9 protein-coding genes, 1 rRNA gene and 1 pseudogene are annotated in these 17158 nt (G+C 58.3%); 7 read left to right on the top strand and 4 right to left on the bottom strand.

The features are described from left to right. Both GNF76_RS28735 and GNF76_RS28730 read left to right on the top strand, forming a co-directional pair. Positions 1–4396: pseudogene (locus GNF76_RS28735) on the top strand (LapA family giant adhesin); the annotation flags it as partial. A 156-nt stretch (positions 4397–4552) separates the two neighbouring features. Continuing rightward, positions 4553–4891 carry a tryptophan synthase subunit beta gene (locus GNF76_RS28730; RefSeq protein ID WP_155586422.1) on the top strand — a complete coding sequence of 113 codons (339 nt, stop codon included), beginning with the start codon at positions 4553–4555 and terminating at the stop codon, positions 4889–4891. A 43-nt stretch (positions 4892–4934) separates the two neighbouring features. Here the strand turns inward: GNF76_RS28730 and lapD are convergent, their stop codons facing one another. Further along, complete coding sequence (gene lapD / locus GNF76_RS28725) at positions 4935–6881, bottom strand: cyclic di-GMP receptor LapD (RefSeq protein WP_155586421.1); 1947 nt, start codon at positions 6879–6881, stop codon at positions 4935–4937. A 14-nt stretch (positions 6882–6895) separates the two neighbouring features. After that, on the bottom strand, positions 6896–7588 hold the full coding sequence (gene lapG / locus GNF76_RS28720) for a cysteine protease LapG (protein ID WP_155586420.1): 693 nt from the start codon (positions 7586–7588) through the stop codon (positions 6896–6898). A gap of 249 nt (positions 7589–7837) precedes the next feature. Here lapG and GNF76_RS28715 point away from each other — a divergent pair, with 249 nt between their 5' ends. From GNF76_RS28715 to GNF76_RS28695, 5 genes are all read left to right on the top strand, one after another. After that, positions 7838–8548: an FCD domain-containing protein gene (locus GNF76_RS28715; protein ID WP_178123643.1), complete on the top strand. Its 711-nt coding sequence runs from the start codon at positions 7838–7840 to the stop codon at positions 8546–8548. A gap of 538 nt (positions 8549–9086) precedes the next feature. Further along, positions 9087–9863 carry a DUF3050 domain-containing protein gene (locus GNF76_RS28710; RefSeq protein WP_155586419.1) on the top strand — a complete coding sequence of 259 codons (777 nt, stop codon included), beginning with the start codon at positions 9087–9089 and terminating at the stop codon, positions 9861–9863. Continuing rightward, the gene (locus tag GNF76_RS28705; RefSeq protein ID WP_155586418.1) at positions 9860–10807 is read left to right on the top strand and encodes a diiron oxygenase; all 948 of its coding nucleotides are present in this window, start codon (positions 9860–9862) and stop codon (positions 10805–10807) included. Before GNF76_RS28710 ends, GNF76_RS28705 begins: the two co-directional genes overlap by 4 nt. After that, a complete protein-coding gene (locus tag GNF76_RS28700) occupies positions 10804–14184 on the top strand; it encodes an amino acid adenylation domain-containing protein (RefSeq protein ID WP_155586417.1) in 3381 nt (1126 codons plus the stop codon). The genes GNF76_RS28705 and GNF76_RS28700 overlap by 4 nt, the downstream gene beginning before the upstream one ends. A gap of 27 nt (positions 14185–14211) precedes the next feature. Further along, on the top strand, positions 14212–14670 hold the full coding sequence (locus GNF76_RS28695; protein WP_155586416.1) for an SRPBCC family protein: 459 nt from the start codon (positions 14212–14214) through the stop codon (positions 14668–14670). 49 nt (positions 14671–14719) lie between these two features. Here GNF76_RS28695 and GNF76_RS28690 read toward each other — a convergent pair whose 3' ends face one another. Then, positions 14720–16600: a methyl-accepting chemotaxis protein gene (locus GNF76_RS28690; protein WP_155586415.1), complete on the bottom strand. Its 1881-nt coding sequence runs from the start codon at positions 16598–16600 to the stop codon at positions 14720–14722. Positions 16601–16940: 340 nt separating this feature from the next. Continuing rightward, positions 16941–17056, bottom strand: a 5S ribosomal RNA gene (gene rrf / locus GNF76_RS28685). Positions 17057–17158: the final 102 nt, after the last annotated feature.

The raw sequence follows: 17158 nt of genomic DNA, 5'->3' as shown, positions 1-17158 counted from the left end.
TAAAACGCCGGTCACCACCACTGTGACCGACACCCCGGGCACCACCGACACCACCACTGTCACGCTGACCGCGCCTAGCGAAGTCAACGAAGGTGGCCAGATCACCTATACCGCTACGCTCTCCAACAAGGCAGGCACTGACGTCACGCTGAAGCTGGATAACGGCTCGACCATCACCATCAAGGCTGGCGAAACCGTTGGCACCGTGAGCGTCGCCGCACCCGGCGATGACGTGTTCATCGACAAGAGCACCCAGACCGTCAAGATCACCGACACCGCTGGCGGCAACTTCGAGAAGCTGGTTGTAGCGGGCGACGGTGCAACCACCGTCATCAACGACACCATCGACGACGTGAAGGTTGTACTGACCGCCACCAACAGCGTTGCCGAGGGTGGCCAGATCACCTACACCGCCAGCCTCGTGGACAAGAACGGTGCCGCCGTGACCAACGTCGGCTCCGACCTGGTGGTCAAGCTGGACAACGGCTCGACCATTACCATCGGCAATGGCAAGACCACCAGCACCGTCAATGTCACCGCACCTAATGACGTCTACGTCGGCGCCAACGATGTGTCGGCCAAGATCACCAACGTGGTCAGCGGCGGCGACAAGTACGAGAACCTGATTGTGGTGGGCACCCCGGTCGTCACCAAAGTGACGGACGTGGTGAACAACACCGTGATCAGCATCGCGGGCGATGCCTCGGTCAACGAAGGCCAGACCGCTCACTACACGCTGAACCTGACCAACCCGGCGGCTACCGACGTCACTGTGACCCTCAAGTACAGCGGCACGGCCACCGACGGTTCGGACTTCACCGGCGTGTACACCGTGAAGATTCCGGCTGGCTCCAGCAGCGCGACGTTCGATATCAAGACCATCGATGACAAGTTGACCGAGCCTACGGAAAACTTCGTGATCACCATCGACAAGACCACCGGTGGCAACTTCGAGAACCTGGCGATCAGCGGCACCAACGGCAGTGTCACCACGTCGATCATCGACAATGACGCGCCACCGGTCATCGACCTGGACGCCAACGACTCCAGCGGTGCCACGGGTGCCAACTACAAAACCACCTTCACCGAAGGCGGCGCTGGTGTGTCGATTGCTGACACTGACATCAAGATCACCGACCCGGACAGCACTCAGCTGACCGGCGCCACCGTGGTCTTGACCAACACCCAACAGGGCGACTCGCTGAACTTCACCAACGTCGCCGGCATCACCGTGACCTCGGCCACGGACCCTGCCACCGGCAAGATCACCCTGACCCTGACCGGCACGGCGTCACTGGCTGATTACACGCAGCAGATCAAGAACATCACGTTCAGCAATAACAGCCACGACCCGAGCACCACGCCACGGACCATCACCGTGACCGTGACCGACGGCGGCAACTACTCCAACGTGGCGACCGCCACGGTCAACGTGGTGGCAGTCAACGATCCACCGGTTGCCACTGGCAGCGCTGTCACCGGCACGGAAGACACCCCGCTGGCCCTGACCTGGTCCAACTTCGGTGTCACCGATGTGGACTCTCCACAAGCCAGCCTCGGGGTGAAAATCACCGAGCTGCCGGTTGCCGGGAAGTTGCAGTTCCTCGCAGCAGATGGCGTCACCTGGAGCAACGTGACCGCCGGCCAGACCTTCACCAAGGCCCAGATCGACGGTGGCCAGTTGCGCTTCATGCCGAACGCCAACGAATCCGGTGTCGATGGCTACGGCGGCACAGGTGTGGGCAACAAGCAGGCGGACTACGCACAGTTCAAGTTCCAGCCAACCGATGGCAAGGACCTGGGCAACACTGCCACGATGAAAGTCGACATCACGCCGGTGGCCGACAAACCAACGTTAACCACCGACAACTCCCAGGCGATCCCACCCTCCATTGGTCTGATCAAAGAAACCTGGACCAATCTCAAAGGGCTGGGGACTGATGGCAACGGTGTTTCCGCTGACCGACTCAAAGCGGCCATCGATAATGCCGGTACGCCAAACAGCACGACAGTAGAGACCAACGTTCAGTCCACCGGCAACGTGGCTCTGGGCACCGGCTCGAAAACCTCTGGCCTGATTTATCTGGAGGCCGGCAAGTCTTACAAATTCACCGGTACCGGAGATGACAGCCTGGTCGTCAACATCGGAGGCAAGGATGTAGCGACCACCACGTGGGGAGCGGGCGGTGCGTTGAACGGTACGTTCGTGCCGACCACCAGCGGCTACTACACCATCGATGTCTACCACTCCAACCAGTCGGGCCCCGGTAGCTATGATGTAAACCTGTCAGTCAACGGCGCTGCGGCTATCGATCTAAGTAGCGGCGGCGTACCGCTCTACACCGACCGTCAAGACCTGATCAACGCGGGGGTCAACCTGTCTGAGTTCACTGGCAGCAGTGGTGATGGGTATTACACGGCCTACAAACCTAACGAAGGTCTGGAAAACAGCAATGTCCACCTGTCCAAGGTGACCACTGCACTGACCGACACCGATGGTTCTGAGTCTCTGGCCGTGAAAGTCAGTGGCATTCCGGCGGGCTCGGTGCTCACCGATGGTGCGGGCCATACATTCACCGCAACCGCCAGCAACGGCGAAGTAAACGTATTGGGTTGGGACCTTGCCAACCTCGCGATCAAACCACCGCCTTATTACAATGGCACGTTCAATCTGACGGTCACCTCAACCTCGACTGAAAGCCTGGGCGGTTCGGCGAGTAGCACGGCCACGATCCCGGTCAAAATCTACCCGGGCACCTATACACCGTCGATGGGCACCTCGGGCGATGACAACGTCGCCGGCACCGGTGGCAACGACATCATCGTGGCGGACGTTTCGGGCCTGAACGTGGTCCAGGGCAAGAATTACAACATCGCGTTCATGGTGGACACCTCGGGCAGTATGAGTGTGGCCTCGGTGCAGGCAGCGAAAGACTCGCTGACCACCGTGTTCAAGTCACTGCAAGACAGCCTTGGCTCCAGCACCTCGGGCACCGTGAATATCTTCCTGGCGGATTTCGATACCCAGGTCAACAAGACGATTTCGGTCAACCTGAAAGACCCTGGCGCCCTGGATGCTCTGAAGACTGTCCTGGACTCGATGGTGTCAGGCGGCGGGACCAACTACGAAGATGTGTTCAAGGCCACGGCCAACTTCTTCAACAGTGCCCAGGCGAAAGGCAACACCGGCGCAATCAACACCACGTACTTCATCACCGACGGTCAGCCGACGTATTACCAGTACAGCGAGCAGACCAACCCGATCTTGTACGGCAGTGTGAGGTTGGATGATGTCGTCACCAGCAGCAACTACACCCTGGGCAGCGCATTCAGCACCAGGCCCGACAGCACTCACCAAATTGACATTGATGCCAGCGGGAACGTGACCGTCTGGACCAATAACAGCTGGGGCTGGTCACAATCCAACCCGGGAATCATCCACGCCCAAGGGGATGGCACCTTTGAATTGTCGATCCGTGGCGGTTCTGGTGGCTCCACCGACAGCGCTACCACCAGCAACTCCGGCTCCGCGTTTGCACTGCTCAGCGGTTTATCCACGGGCGGTGTCGAAGCCATCGGCCTGAACAGCGGTGTCAGCCTGGACCAGTTGAAACCGTACGACAGCGACGGCAAGCCACAGGCCAACATCGATCCGAAGGACTTGGCTAATGCCATCCTCGGCCACAGCGAGGCCACCCTGCCGGGTGCCGACCGTGTCGATGGTGGTGATGGCAACGACATCCTGTTCGGCGATCTGGTGAGCTTCCCGGGTATTCCAGGCGAGGGTTACAACGCCATCCAGACCTACGTGGCAGGCAAGAATGGCGTAACAGTAGCCTCCGTTACCGGCCAGGACGTGCACAAGTACATCACCGAGCACTACACCGAATTCGACACCTCGGGTGCCAAAGACGGTAACGACACCCTGCTGGGTGGCTCGGGTGATGACATCCTGTTCGGCCAGGGCGGTAACGACTACCTCGACGGCGGCAAAGGTAACGACATCCTGCTGGGCGGTACCGGTAACGACACACTGATCGGCGGCCAGGGCAATGACATCCTGATCGGCGGCTCGGGTGCCGACACCTTTATCTGGAGAGCCGGTGACACCGGCAACGATGTGATCAAGGACTTCAAGGCCTCGGAAGGCGACCGTATCGACTTGCGCGACCTGCTCAAGGGCGAAACCGACGGCACCATCGACAACTTCCTGAAGTTGACCACGGTGGATAACGTGACAACGCTGCAGATCAGCTCCGAAGGCAAGCTCAACGCAGCCGGCGGCGTGGCCAATGCGGATGTCACGATCAAACTGGAAGGTAACAACTGGTCCGGTCAGACGATCAACTCGTTGATCAGCGGTGCCGACCCGACCATCAAGGTCGATCACACCTAAGCTGCACTGTATCGGCCGCCTCTTGAGGCGGCCGGTTCATTTCAGGCCGCCCATCACTGGCATGGCGTCACGGTTGCACGGCATACTCACGGCCAAATGCACGCCGTTGGCCTATGCTGCTGACAGGTTGTTGCCAGTTCTCATGAGGGATGTTCAATGTTCTACGTGCAACGTGATGCACAGGGTGAGCTGATTCGCGTAGAAACGGCGCCGTATGCTGAGTCGACAGGGACCTTGCCGTCCGATCACCTTGAGATCCAGGCTTGGTTCGCCGACGAAAAAGCGGAGGTGAGCCTCAAGCAGCTCAAGCACAGTGACTCGGAGATGATCCGGGTGCTGGAAGACTTGATTCAGGTACTGATCCAGAAAGGTGTGATCAACCTGACCGACTTGCCGGTCGCCGCGCAGGAGAAGTTGAAAGACCGTAGCAGCGCACGGGAATCATTGGGCGGCCTGAGTCATTTGATCGACGACGACGAAACCGGTTTGATCTGATCTCACACCCCGTACCTCGACAGCGGCGACAGAGATGACGCCGTTACCGCCATGGCGCCGGCTCACCAAACAACTGCCCCTGCACCCCGAAAATCCCCATCTCGCGGATCACCTTCAACTCTCCCTCGGTTTCCACGCGCTCAGCGATCAGTGGCAGGTCGATGCTGTGGGCGGCGCGCTGGATCGCTTCGATAAACAGGCGCTTGTCGCTCTCCTGATCGATATCACGAATGTAGCTGCCGTCGATCTTCAGGTAGGCAAGGCCCAGGCGCGCCAGGTTACCGATCATGCTGAACCGCCCGCCAAAACGCTGCAGGCTGAGGGCGAAGCCGAGTTCACGCAGGCGCTGGGTGAGTTGCTCCAACACGGCCTGTTCAGGCAATTGCTCTTCACCAATTTCCAGGGTCAGGCGCGGCCCCAGGTTGGAGTGCTGACGCAACAGGTCAAAAATCCGGTTCAGGGCTTGCGGGTCTGCCAGGGTAGCGGCCGATAGATTCAACGCCAGGCACTGGGTGTGGCTGCTCATCTGCTTGAGCACCAGCTCCAGCATCAAGCGGTCCAGGCGTGCCGACCAGCCGAAACGTTCAAGCCAGGGCAGGAAACGTCCTGCCGGGATGGTATGGCCGTGGTCATCCACCAGACGAGACAAGACTTTGTAGTGCAGAACCAACTGAGAATCCTGGCTGGCGACCACCGGCTGGAAGTACAGTTGGAAGCGCCGTTGGGTCAACGCACCGTCCAGCAGGGTGTGCCAGGCATGGTGGTCGTCACCGACACTGGCGGCGGCGCTTTGGTCGAGGCAAACCCAACTGGCATCTCCCTGGCCTTCGGCCTGGGCCAGGGCTTGATCGGCCAAGGTCAGCAACGCCTGCGGTGCGTCGCCATGGCTGAACGGCGCCAGGCCGATGTAGGCGACCGGCGTGACGTCACTGGCACCCGTCGCTTGCAGGCTGAGCAAGGTACTTTCCAGGTTCTGTGCCAGTTGCAACGCCTCTTCGCGCATCAGCCCCGGCGCCAGCACGGCGAACTCGCCACCTCGGATACGGGTGACCAGGTTGTGGGTCTCCGGGTAAGGCTCGCATTGGCGCAGCAGTTGCTCGCCTACCGCCTGCAACAACTGGTCAGTACGCTGACCACCCAGGCGCTGGTTGAGGCCGGCCAGGTCCTTGACCCGCAGCAGCAGCAAATAGCCGGAACTGGTTTCTTCCGGGTTGCTGACGCGGGCGTTAAGTTGCATCTCGAAATAACGACGGTTGGCCAGCCCGGTGAGGTTGTCCTGATAAGACTCGACCCGTAGCTTTTCGCTGCGCTCAGCCTGCTCCTGGAACAGTGCCTTGAGCTTCTCCACCATCTGGTTCATCGCCTGCACCACCCGCCGCAGCTCAGGCGTACGCGGCAACTCAGGCAGGCTGAGAAATTCCCGGCGAGCAATCGCGTGGGACTGTTTGACCATGTAATCCAGAGGCTTCAATTGACGGCGCAGCAACAAGGCCCCGAGCACCGCACTGACCGCGCCACACAGCAGCAACCAGCTGAGGCTGCCGAGGGCGCTCTGCCAGAGTTTGGCCAGGGCGAACATCGGGTGGCTGACCACCTCGACCCGCGCCGCCTGTTCCCAACCGCGGCTGACCAAGGCATCGCCACCGGCCGGCTCCAGCCCGATCAACTTAACGAACCAGTTCGGCACGCCATTGTTGTCGGGGATGCCGCTGCGTTCGACGATGGTCTTGTCGGTCGCCAGGTCCACCACACGGATGCTGGCATAGTAGCCGCTGTCGAAGATCGAGCTGACCAGCAACTCCACCATCGCCGGGTCGTCGATATTAGGGGTCAGGGACAGTGCCAGGGCTGTCGCCGCGTCCTGCGCGTGGGAGCGCAACTGGTTCACGTATTGAGTACGCGAGCTTTCCAGGCTGACCATGAAGCTGCCACTGAAGGCGACCACCAGGAACAGACAGATAGCGATCAACAGTTGTTTGAACAGAGACATCTGAACAGTTACTCCTAGTTGGCAGGCTCGGCTGGAAAGCCTTCCGCACGCATTTTTCTCAACACATCCTGCCAGCGCGACAAGCGTTTGGTGTCACCGATTTTTTTGTTGCCCTTGGCACCCGGCAGCCATAACCCTTCGGCGTTGAAGGAGTAGACAGGCAGCAAATCGGTACGTCGGGTGGCCGGCTCGATTTCATCCATCAGACTGTCGAGCACCAGCGGGATGGCCTCTGGCGTCGAATAATAGGTCAAGACCATGTGGGCGCGATTCTGACGCAACGCCTTGACATAGGTAATGCGCAATTTGTCGCTGGAGACGCCCAGGTGACGCAGGCTGAAATACTTGGCGATTGCATAGTCTTCGCAATCCCCTGCCCCCTTCCACAGGGCTTCGATGGGGGTTTCCCAATAATCCACCTGATGCCACAGGTCGATGTCTTCCACATAATGCATCTGTTTGTTGAAGAACAGGTTGACCACCTTCAGCTGTTCCAACTCGCTGACTTGCTTTTGTGTCGCCAACAGCCGCTGCCAGGCATCGATACGTTGCTGGCCTTCCCCCAGCGGACCGTACAAGGCGGTTGCCTTGCGGCTGATCTGGGAGAAATCCCAATCGGCATGCAACCCGCCAGGCAATAAGCCAGCCAGCAGCAGTGCCGAAAACAGCCAGCACAGGATCCGGGAGGGAATAAAACGTACCGCCAATGCGTTCAGTCCGTGGAGAGAGACGGAATTTCAATGAATGGTGAAGCTTCAATCGGCAAAAAACAATGGCACGATGCAATCACCCTGGCAGCGCCAAGCTTTTTGAACCAAGGCCTGTGAGATAAAGAAAGGAAGTGATGTAAGGCCTTACAAACAGAAACCTTGCCCGTTTGACAAGCTTACAGGCAGCCTCTAGTGTGCATTGGATCCAATAAGCCAGCCTATTCTAAAAAGGAGGATAGCGTAGTCGTGACGCAGAAGCCGAACCCTTTGAGCAGCATCAAGATCAGCGGACCCATTCCCGCCCACCTTGCTCGCTCCGTGATTGAAGAAACCTTGCGCAACGCCATCCTCGATGGTCGCCTGCCCTGCGGCACCGCCATGCGCCAGCAAGAGCTGGCCAGCCTGTTCGGGGTCAGTCGGATGCCCGTACGCGAAGCCCTGCGCCAGCTGGAGGCCCAGTCACTGCTGCATGTCGTGACCCATAAAGGAGCGGTGGTCGCGCCCCTGATTGAAGACAACTCGGCTGAAACCTATGCCCTGCGCCTGCTTCTGGAATCCGAAGCGCTACGCTTGTCGATCCCCTTGCTCACTGATGACGATATCGTCGAGGCCGGCACCTGTATTGACGCCCTTGAACGCGAAACCGACTACACCGAAATTGGCCGACTCAATCGCCTGTTTCACATGGTCTTGTATGGCAAGGCACCCAATCAGCGGCTGCTCAAGCTGGTGGAGCACGGGCTGAACGAAGAGGAACGCTTCCTGCGTTTCAACCTCGAGTCCATGGGACTGGGCGAGACTTCCCAGGAAGACCACCGCGAACTGCTGAATCTGGTGGCACAAAAGAAGGTAGACGAAAGCATTCTGACCTTGCGCAACCATCTCATGCGGGGGATGGAGGTGATTACAAACTACCTGAACGGTCTTGAGCGGACCGACAAACAAGGTCCGCTGTAAGTTTTCCAGGGAACTCAGTGACCCCTTCGACCACAAAGGCGCTGCATGAACCTTAGGTCATAACACAATAGGCCGCCTGGCCTATTGATGTCGGGGGACATGTTGCATCTTTTGCATAACGGTACACATACCATTTTCGCGTGCATGCCCTGCATCAGTCGGCTGGCTGTCGGTACCTGCCTGAAACTCTCCCATTTAAACCTGCAATCCAAAAGGAAACTTCCCACTTCAACAGTAGAATATCCCCACCGCCAACTTTCTTACTTGTAAAACAATAAAAAATACCAAGCACTTAACCCGCTTGTTTTTTATTAATTTCTGAATCCCCCAACCGACCACGTTAACACTGGCTTGGGCTCATTGCGTTCGGCGTCCCTTTAGAGAAGGCCTTGGCGTTACCCCAGCGTGTTGCCTGCTGAAAGGCTGTAACCCCGGCCGCTGGTTAAAAATATTCTCTCGCCAGTCAACCCAACACTCATTTGTCGCCGAAACAAATCGCTCTTACCAGCACTGACATAACGTTTTATAGGCACCCAACATGTTTCAATGCCAAACACTACTTGAACAAAAAAAGTTGCAACTACGCAGCCATCCGATATTTCTAGATATAAATTCACGCCCCAAACTTCAATACTTCATGCAACACCATGTATTTGCCGTTTGGGACTTCATGACACTGGTCAAACGCCTGCAACAAGACTTGACCTGCGTACGTCTGCCCTGGCTGCCACCCGTGGACCCACAGGCAGCACGCCTGATCAATGAAATCGTACTGGGCGAGGAATCAGACGAGCGTGTGGCCGCAGGACACTGCAGTCACTTCGAGCTGTACCTGGAGGCTATGCGCGAAGTCGGCGCCAACACCACCGCCATCGAAACGTTCATCACCCTTCAGCGTGAAGGCACAAGCGTGGAAACGGCATTGCAACAGATCGATATCCACCCCGCCGTGGCCCGCTTTGTCAGAAGTACCTTGCACATCGCCTTGAACGCGCCGACTCATTGCGTAGCTGCAGCCTTTCTGCATGGTCGGGAGAGCGTCATCCCGGCGATGTTCAAACGCTTCCTCGACGGCTGTGACATCGCCCACCGCCAGGCGCCTACCTTGTGTTACTACCTCAAGCGACACATCGAACTGGACGCCCACGATCATGGGCCAGCAGTGGAACAACTGCTCCGGCGCCTGATCCTCACCGACCCGCACCGCGAGCAACAAGCCTGCGACGCCGCTCTCGCCGCCGTGGAGAATCGCCTTGCCTTATGGGATGGATTACGCCAGAACCGCCATGCCAAGGCGCAAGGGGTGAGCGTATGAACTCCGCCGATTACCGTTCATTTGCCGAAGATTGGGAGCAGCGCGCCACGATCCGTACACGACCTCGCCGTCTGCTGGAGGATGACGACAAGCTGATCTTCCCTCTGTGCCGCCAGCCCTTGGTACTCACCGCAACCTTTCTCGAACAGTGCTCCCAATGGCGCGACTTTGTCCTGGTGCAGACGTTCTACAAGTTCATCAACGATGTGGTGATCTTCGAAACCGAAATCGTTGATAAGACCGCCCGTAGCATTGCCAAGAACCGATTTTCGGTGCCCTTCCCTTTCGCCTGTCGCTACAACGCAATGACCGTGGTCATCGATGAGGACTACCACGCCCTCGTCGCCCTGGACTTCATGCAACAGACGATAGAAATGACCGGTATCCCACCCCTGGAGCTGCCAGCACAAATCGAGCTTAGTGTGGCGATCCCTGTAGCACTGAGCCTGGCTCCCGAACACTTGCGCGACGCCGTAGAGCTGATTTGCGTGGCGATCGCGGAGAACACCGTGACCCAGGACGTCGCGGCGTTTTCCAAAGACGACAGCGTCAAGCAGTCCATCAGGGGCTTGATGGCCGATCACTTGTTTGACGAAGGCCGCCATGCCGGATTCTGGACACACCTGGTACGCCGCTACTGGCTGACAGCAAGCGAGGAAGACCGCACCACCATCGCCCAAATCCTGCCGGTGTTCCTTCAGCATTACCTGACCAACGAGCTGCAAAAAGACTTCGACCTGCAATTGATCGAGCACCTGGACGTCAGCCCCAACACTCGCGCTGCCCTTCAGGCCGAGGTCCATGCCCTGGCCTTTCCCATTACCCGCCAGCACCCGCTGGTGGGTAATATCATGGGCTTGCTGCGCCACAGCGGCTTGCTGCAATCACCTTGCGTCTCGCAAGCGCTGAGCGCCTACCTGCCGGTGCCAGGGGGAAGCTCATGAGGCGCTTGAGGATTGTGCTGATCGGTACCAGCAGGGCGTTGAAGGAGATCAGGGAAGCGTTGGAGCCCTACGGCCATGAGCTGCTTTCGATGACCGTATGGCAAGACGTTGACCTGCTGATCGAAGACGCAAGCCAACCGGTGCCAGCAGGATTCATCGCAACGGCATGGATGAGCCTGCGCCTGGGTATCGGCTCGGTGACCGACTGTGGGCTACCGGCGCTGCAGTTCAGAGGCTACGACAAAGAGCACCGCCTGCTCGCCACCCTGGAGGTTACCGCAGATGCCTGCGGCAATGGGCAGAGGCTGCGACAACGCGCGGTGGCCCGTCTTGCCGAATGGGTTGCCCTGCACGTCAGTGGACTCTCGCGAGATGCCGGATATTTCTCGCGAACATCGACTGCCCACGATTATCAGGAGCACGATCTGCAAAGGCTGGATTCACTGGCGTATCTGCATCGCTATAACCGGACCGCTGACCCGACACTTCTGCAAAAAGCCCAAGTCCCAATGATCGAGCGGCTGGAACAAAGCTTTCACCGTTTCGCCGAACGACCCGCGCTGAATATCGCGGGCATCACCTTCAGTTATCGTCAGTTGCATCTCCAGAGCCAGTCCATCCAGGGGCGCCTGCAACCCTTGCTGGCGCCGTTTGATACCGCGCCGGTGGTCGCTATCTGCCTGGGCAAATCCGTCGAGCTTTACGCAGGCATCCTGGCCATCCTCGGCTGCGGCGCGGTGTACCTGCCGCTGGAGCCTGGGCATCCACTGCAACGCCAGCAGACCATGCTGGAAAGTGCCAACGCATCGGTGCTGCTGGACGATGGTACGCACCCATTGCGCGAGCACTTCGTTTCATTGGACATCAGTGCCGTCGACACCGACTGCCCCGAACCCTTAGTGCACCACCGTCCCTTGGCGGACGCGCCCTGTATGGTGCTCTATACCTCAGGCACAATCGGACAACCCAAGGGCGTCATGCTGAGCCAATACAACCTGGCCCATTTCACGGCCTGGATAGCTCCTCATTTGCAACTGACAGAATTCAGCCGTGTCCTGCAGTGTTCGTCCCTGAGCTTTGATTCTTCGCTGATCGATATCTTCCCAACCTTGATTCAGGGTGCCGAGCTGATCGTGCCCAACGACGATCAGCGCCGTGACCCACAACAATTGGTGGAGCTGATCCGCGAACAACGTATCACCCACGCGTTCCTGCCGCCCGCACTGCTGAGCATTCTGCCGCTGGATCCCCCACTGGGCCTGACTCATCTGCTGACCGGAGGCGACACCTGCGAACCCCACGTCATCGAACGGCTGGCCGGGCAGTGTCAGTTGCACAACTTCTACGGTCCGACCGAAGCCACGGTCCTGGTGACTAGCCGCACAATGCAGCCTGCTGACAGCAACCATAACCTCGGCATCCCCATCGCCAACAGCCAAGTGCTGATCCTTGACGATGAGCTGCAACCGGTGGATGAACAGGTCATGGGCGAGCTGTACATCGTCGGTCCCGGAGTGAGCCTGGGCTATGTGAATAACCCGCAACAGACGGCGCAGCGCTACGTAAAACTCTCGCTACCCGATGGCAAGACCTTGCGGGCCTATCGCAGTGGCGACATGGCGAAATGGACCGATGACGGCATCGTACTGGGCGGGCGTCGGGACAACCAAGTGAAAATCCGCGGCTTTCGCGTCGAGCCGCAGGAGATCGAACACTGCCTGCGCAGCAGTCAGCTGTTTCGTCAGGTGGCGGTGGTGATTGACCGTGATCGGCGGATCCTCGCCTTCGTGGCACAACCTCAACTGCATGCCACCTTGTCGGCGCTCAAGCAGCACGCCAAGCACTCGCTACCGGACTATATGCAGCCAACAGTGTGCACCGAACTGACGAGCATGCCGCACTCCAGCAGTGGCAAAGTCGACCGGCAGGCATTGCTGGCGATGGGGGTCCAGCCGTCCTCGGACTTCACTCGCCGCGCACCGCAAACCGCTCGGGAATCACAGTTGCTGAACCTGTGGAGTGAACTGTTGGCCTTACCAGTCGACGAGCTGTCGACGGATGACAGTTTCTTCAATCTCGGCGGTCACTCCATCCTGTTGTCGACCCTGCTCCTGCGCATCCGCGAGCAGTTTGGTCGCAGCCTTTCGCTCAATCGGTTTATTGAAGTGCCCACGGTTCGTACGCTCGCCGCGCTAATGGGCGATGACCTACCGACCGATGCGCCGACAAGCCAAGCTGCACAGGACGCAATGCGTGAGCTGCACTTGACGACGCTGCCGACGGATCAAGCAGGGAACCGCCGCAAGGTGATTGTCACCGGCGCCAACAGTTTTGTCGGCGCGCATATCGTCGAAGCGTTACTGGCCGGTGACGCGCTTGAGGTTGCCTGCCTGGTGCGCGAGATTCCCGAGTGCTCTGCGCCCATGCGATTTGCCGAGGCGTTGCGCAACTATCAGTTGGAGCACCTGGACCTGAGCCGAGTGCGGGTGTATGCCGCCGACATCAGCCTGCCTCGCCTGGGGCTGGCGGCGGAGGACTATGATTACCTCGCTGACGAGTACGGGGTGCTGGTACACAACGCCGCTCACGTCAATCACGTCATGGATTATGCGGCACTGGCCAAGGACAACGTCGAACCGGTGCTTGAATGCCTGCGCTTGTGTGAGACCGGGCGCAAGAAGGTCTTCAATTTCATCTCGACACTGTCGGCGTCCAGCAGCGTCGATGCACAAGGCCAGGTACTTGAAGCCCCTGCCGCCGCCACGCCACCGCTCTACATCCAGAACGGCTACAACCTGTCCAAATGGGTAGCCGAGCGCCTGCTGGGACGTGCGGTCGAACGCGGCGCATGGGTCAATATCCATCGACCAGGGAACATCAGTTTCAACAGTCGTAGCGGCGTCTGTCAGCCACAGAAGAATCGCCTGATGCTGATGCTCAAGGGTTCGTTGCAGCTAGGGCTGCTCCCACGCCTGGTATTGAATTTTGATTTGATGCCGGTGGACTTCCTGGCTCGATTTGTTGCATTCCACTGCGGTCACTGGCAACCGGCGCGTACGGTTTTCAACTTGCACAACCCGCAACCACTGAGCTGGGAAACTTACGTCGAGTCGTTTCGTGAGGCGGGACACGTCTTTGAGCTAATCAGCATCGCCGACTGGCAGCGGCAGTTGAGCCGAGTGGACCGCGATAACGCACTGTTCGGTGTGCTCGGCTTCTATCTCAATGGCGAGGGAGAAGACATCGGCGACACCTCAATGATCCGCCATGACAATGCCCGCCAAGGCGTCGAACAGATGGGCACCCAGTACCCCGAAAAAGACCCCGCGCTGCTACGCAAGGGATGTCACTACCTCAGGCACATCGGTTTCCTCTGACCACTGTTTCGCCCACAGGAGAACCTTATGAAACAGCTACAACCCGATACCTTGATCAAAAACCCACGGGGCAAGCCTGTGGTGTCTTCCGTAGTGATTGCCTGCTCTACCGCCACGCTGTGGAAAGTGGTCGGTCACTTCGGTGGGTTTGATGCGTTCATCCCTGCCCTGTCGCACATCGAGTTAACAGGTGCAGGCGTAGGCTCACTGCGCAAGAAATGCTTCCACGATGGAAACCTGGTGGTGGAGCAACTCAACAGCCATGATGAACAGGCCATGAACATGACCTGGACCACAATCTACAACACCTTGGGCATCGCCCGACTGTGGGCCGCGATGAGTGTCGAGCCTGTCGGGGAAGCCCACGCCAGAGCGACGTGGATGATCATTGCCGAGCCCATCGAGCAAGAGCAGGAAGGCTTTGAGCCGTTCGTACAAACGTTCACCGACAATGCGCTGGAGAACGTGCGTCAGTTATTGAGCTAAACAGGTGGTGAGTGGTCATGCCCCTCACCACCACCCTGCAAGCTGACGGTCAGATCTTGAAGCTGTCGACCAACTGCTTCAAACGATTGGCCTGTTGAGACAGCGCGTCGCAGTCTTTCAAGGTTTCGTTGAGGTTGACCACACCCTGCTGGTTAAGCAGGTTGATCTGGTTGATGTCGACGTTGAGGGTTTCCACCACGGCGGTCTGTTCCTCGGTGGCTGCCGCTACCGACTGGTTCATGCCGTCGATCTCGACTATCCGTTGCGTCACGCTCACCAGACGTTCGCCGGCCTGGTTTGCCACTTCGACGCTTTCTTCGCTGGATACCTGGCTGGCGTTCATCGTGGTAACCGCTTCCCGCGAACCGATCTGCAGGGACGTGATCATCTTGTGGATCTCTTCTGCCGACTCTTGAGTGCGATGGGCGAGGTTGCGCACTTCATCGGCTACTACTGCGAAACCACGACCCGCCTCCCCGGCACGCGCGGCTTCAATCGCAGCGTTGAGGGCCAGCAGGTTGGTTTGCTGCGAGATGCCTTTGATCACATCCAGAATATGCCCGATATTGTCGGTGCTCGCATTCAGGGTTTCGATCTGGGTGCAGGACAGGCTGATTTTCTGCGACAACTCCGACATCGCCAGAATGGTCTGCTCCACCACCTTGCGACCATCATCAGCCTGCTCGCTGGCACCACTGGCGTGCTGCGAAGCATCGGCGGCGTTGCGCGCGATTTCCTGAGTGGCAGCTCCCAGTTCGTTGATCGCAGCGGCCACGCTGTTGGTACGGGCGCTCTGCTCGTCGGAGCCGATGATCGACGCATTGGAGGAAGCCATCACGCGTTGGGACAAGTCATGCACCTGGCGCGTGGCCGAGGACACTTCGCAAATCGAGGCGTGAATACGCTCGACGAACTGATTGAAAGAACTGCCTAGCTCACCGAACTCATCCTTGCTTTCAACCGCCAGGCGGCGGGTCAAATCGCCTTCGCCCTGGGCAATATCCTGCATGGCGCGACCCATGGTCGTCAGTGGACGCATCAACACCTGGATCAGCAGACTCAAGAGCACGGCAATCGCCGCCACCGCAATGAACATGGCAATCAGGGCTGAAGTGCGGAATTTACCCAGCGGAGCGTAGGCTTTGTCTTTGTCGATCGACAGGCCGATGTACCAGTCCGCATTCGGCAGGCCGCTGATCGGGGTAAAGGACAGAATCCGATCCTTGCCATTGAGCACTACGTCCTGATTGACCTTCTCGATACGGACGTTAGTGCCGGGGTAGATATCCTTGAGATTTTTCATCACTTGGTCCTGATCGGGACTGACGATGACCTGACCGTCACCGCTGACCAGGAACGCATGGCCAATGCCACCGAAATCTACCGAGTTGATGATCTTCACCAAGGTTTGCAGGCTCAAGTCACCGCCCACCACACCGAGCAGCTCACCATTCTTCTTGACCGGCATGGCGATGGTCACGATCAGGCCTCCCACCGCCGCCATGTAGGGCGGAGTCAGCATGGTCTTGTCGGCCATTACAGCTTGTTTGTACCAGGGACGCTGACGCGGGTCGTAGTCATCGGGCATTTTCGCGTCAGGGCGTTGAGTGAACACACCGTTGGTTGAACCGACGTAAGTGAACTGGAAGTTCGAGGTGAACGCCGATTGATCGACCAGGCCCGGCAGGTCAGCGCCGCTGCCTTGATGGGCAACGTTCTGCGCAAGGCTTTCCAGTACCAGCACCCGGCCACTGAGCCAGTTCTGCACACTGCTGGCGGTCAGGTCGCCCGACTGCTGGATGGATGACTCCAGGTTTTGCTTGATGGTGCTGCGCTGCAGGTAGTCGTTGTACAACGTGAATAACGCGAAGGCCAGTACCACGACGCCTGACGCGGCCAACAGAATTTTATGACTGAACTTGAGATTCATTTCATCGACTTCTTTTGCCAAAAGGGGGTGAGCGTGCCGGATGCAACATTCCATGTAACGGGATAGGCGGACTCTTTGACCGCTCTATTCCGGTGCACGCATGGCTCGTCAGGCTTTCGGCCAAGACAGGATAAATCTTAGAAATTTGTGAGAATCATCTTCTTTCTACGCCGGAAACCGACAGGTGGTCACAGCGCAAAGGGCCGATGAGGCAGGTGTTGCAAACCGGTGAACTTCCAGCTGCATCGCGCTGGTGGTTGATGGCTTTGCTTATCGTTTGTACTGCCCTGAAACGACAAAACCCCTATCTGCGTTAGCAGACAGGGGTTTCGGAATTTAATCTTGACGATGACCTACTCTCACATGGGGAAACCCCACACTACCATCGGCGATGCATCGTTTCACTGCTGAGTTCGGGATGGGATCAGGTGGTTCCAATGCTCTATGGTCGTCAAGAAATTCTGTGTACCAGTCCGTTGCGCTCGCAACGTGCCGGTGAAAATCATGGACTTCTACATAAACAAAACCCCATCTGCTTTCGCAAATGGGGTTTCGGAA

The sequence above is a fragment of the Pseudomonas spelaei genome, from assembly GCF_009724245.1.
GTDB classification, from domain to species: domain Bacteria; phylum Pseudomonadota; class Gammaproteobacteria; order Pseudomonadales; family Pseudomonadaceae; genus Aquipseudomonas; species Aquipseudomonas spelaei.
The sequence above is the reverse complement of the archived record's forward strand: the minus strand, read 5'-3'. Positions and strand labels throughout refer to the sequence as shown.

Coding starts and splice junctions, on each gene's coding strand:
- lapD (WP_155586421.1), bottom strand. CDS start 6,881: ATGTCTCTGTTCAAACAACTGTTGATCGCTATCTGTCTGTTCCTGGTG.
- GNF76_RS28730 (WP_155586422.1), top strand. CDS start 4,553: ATGTTCTACGTGCAACGTGATGCACAGGGTGAGCTGATTCGCGTAGAA.
- GNF76_RS28700 (WP_155586417.1), top strand. CDS start 10,804: ATGAGGCGCTTGAGGATTGTGCTGATCGGTACCAGCAGGGCGTTGAAG.
- GNF76_RS28710 (WP_155586419.1), top strand. CDS start 9,087: ATGTTTCAATGCCAAACACTACTTGAACAAAAAAAGTTGCAACTACGC.
- GNF76_RS28705 (WP_155586418.1), top strand. CDS start 9,860: ATGAACTCCGCCGATTACCGTTCATTTGCCGAAGATTGGGAGCAGCGC.
- GNF76_RS28690 (WP_155586415.1), bottom strand. CDS start 16,600: ATGAATCTCAAGTTCAGTCATAAAATTCTGTTGGCCGCGTCAGGCGTC.
- GNF76_RS28695 (WP_155586416.1), top strand. CDS start 14,212: ATGAAACAGCTACAACCCGATACCTTGATCAAAAACCCACGGGGCAAG.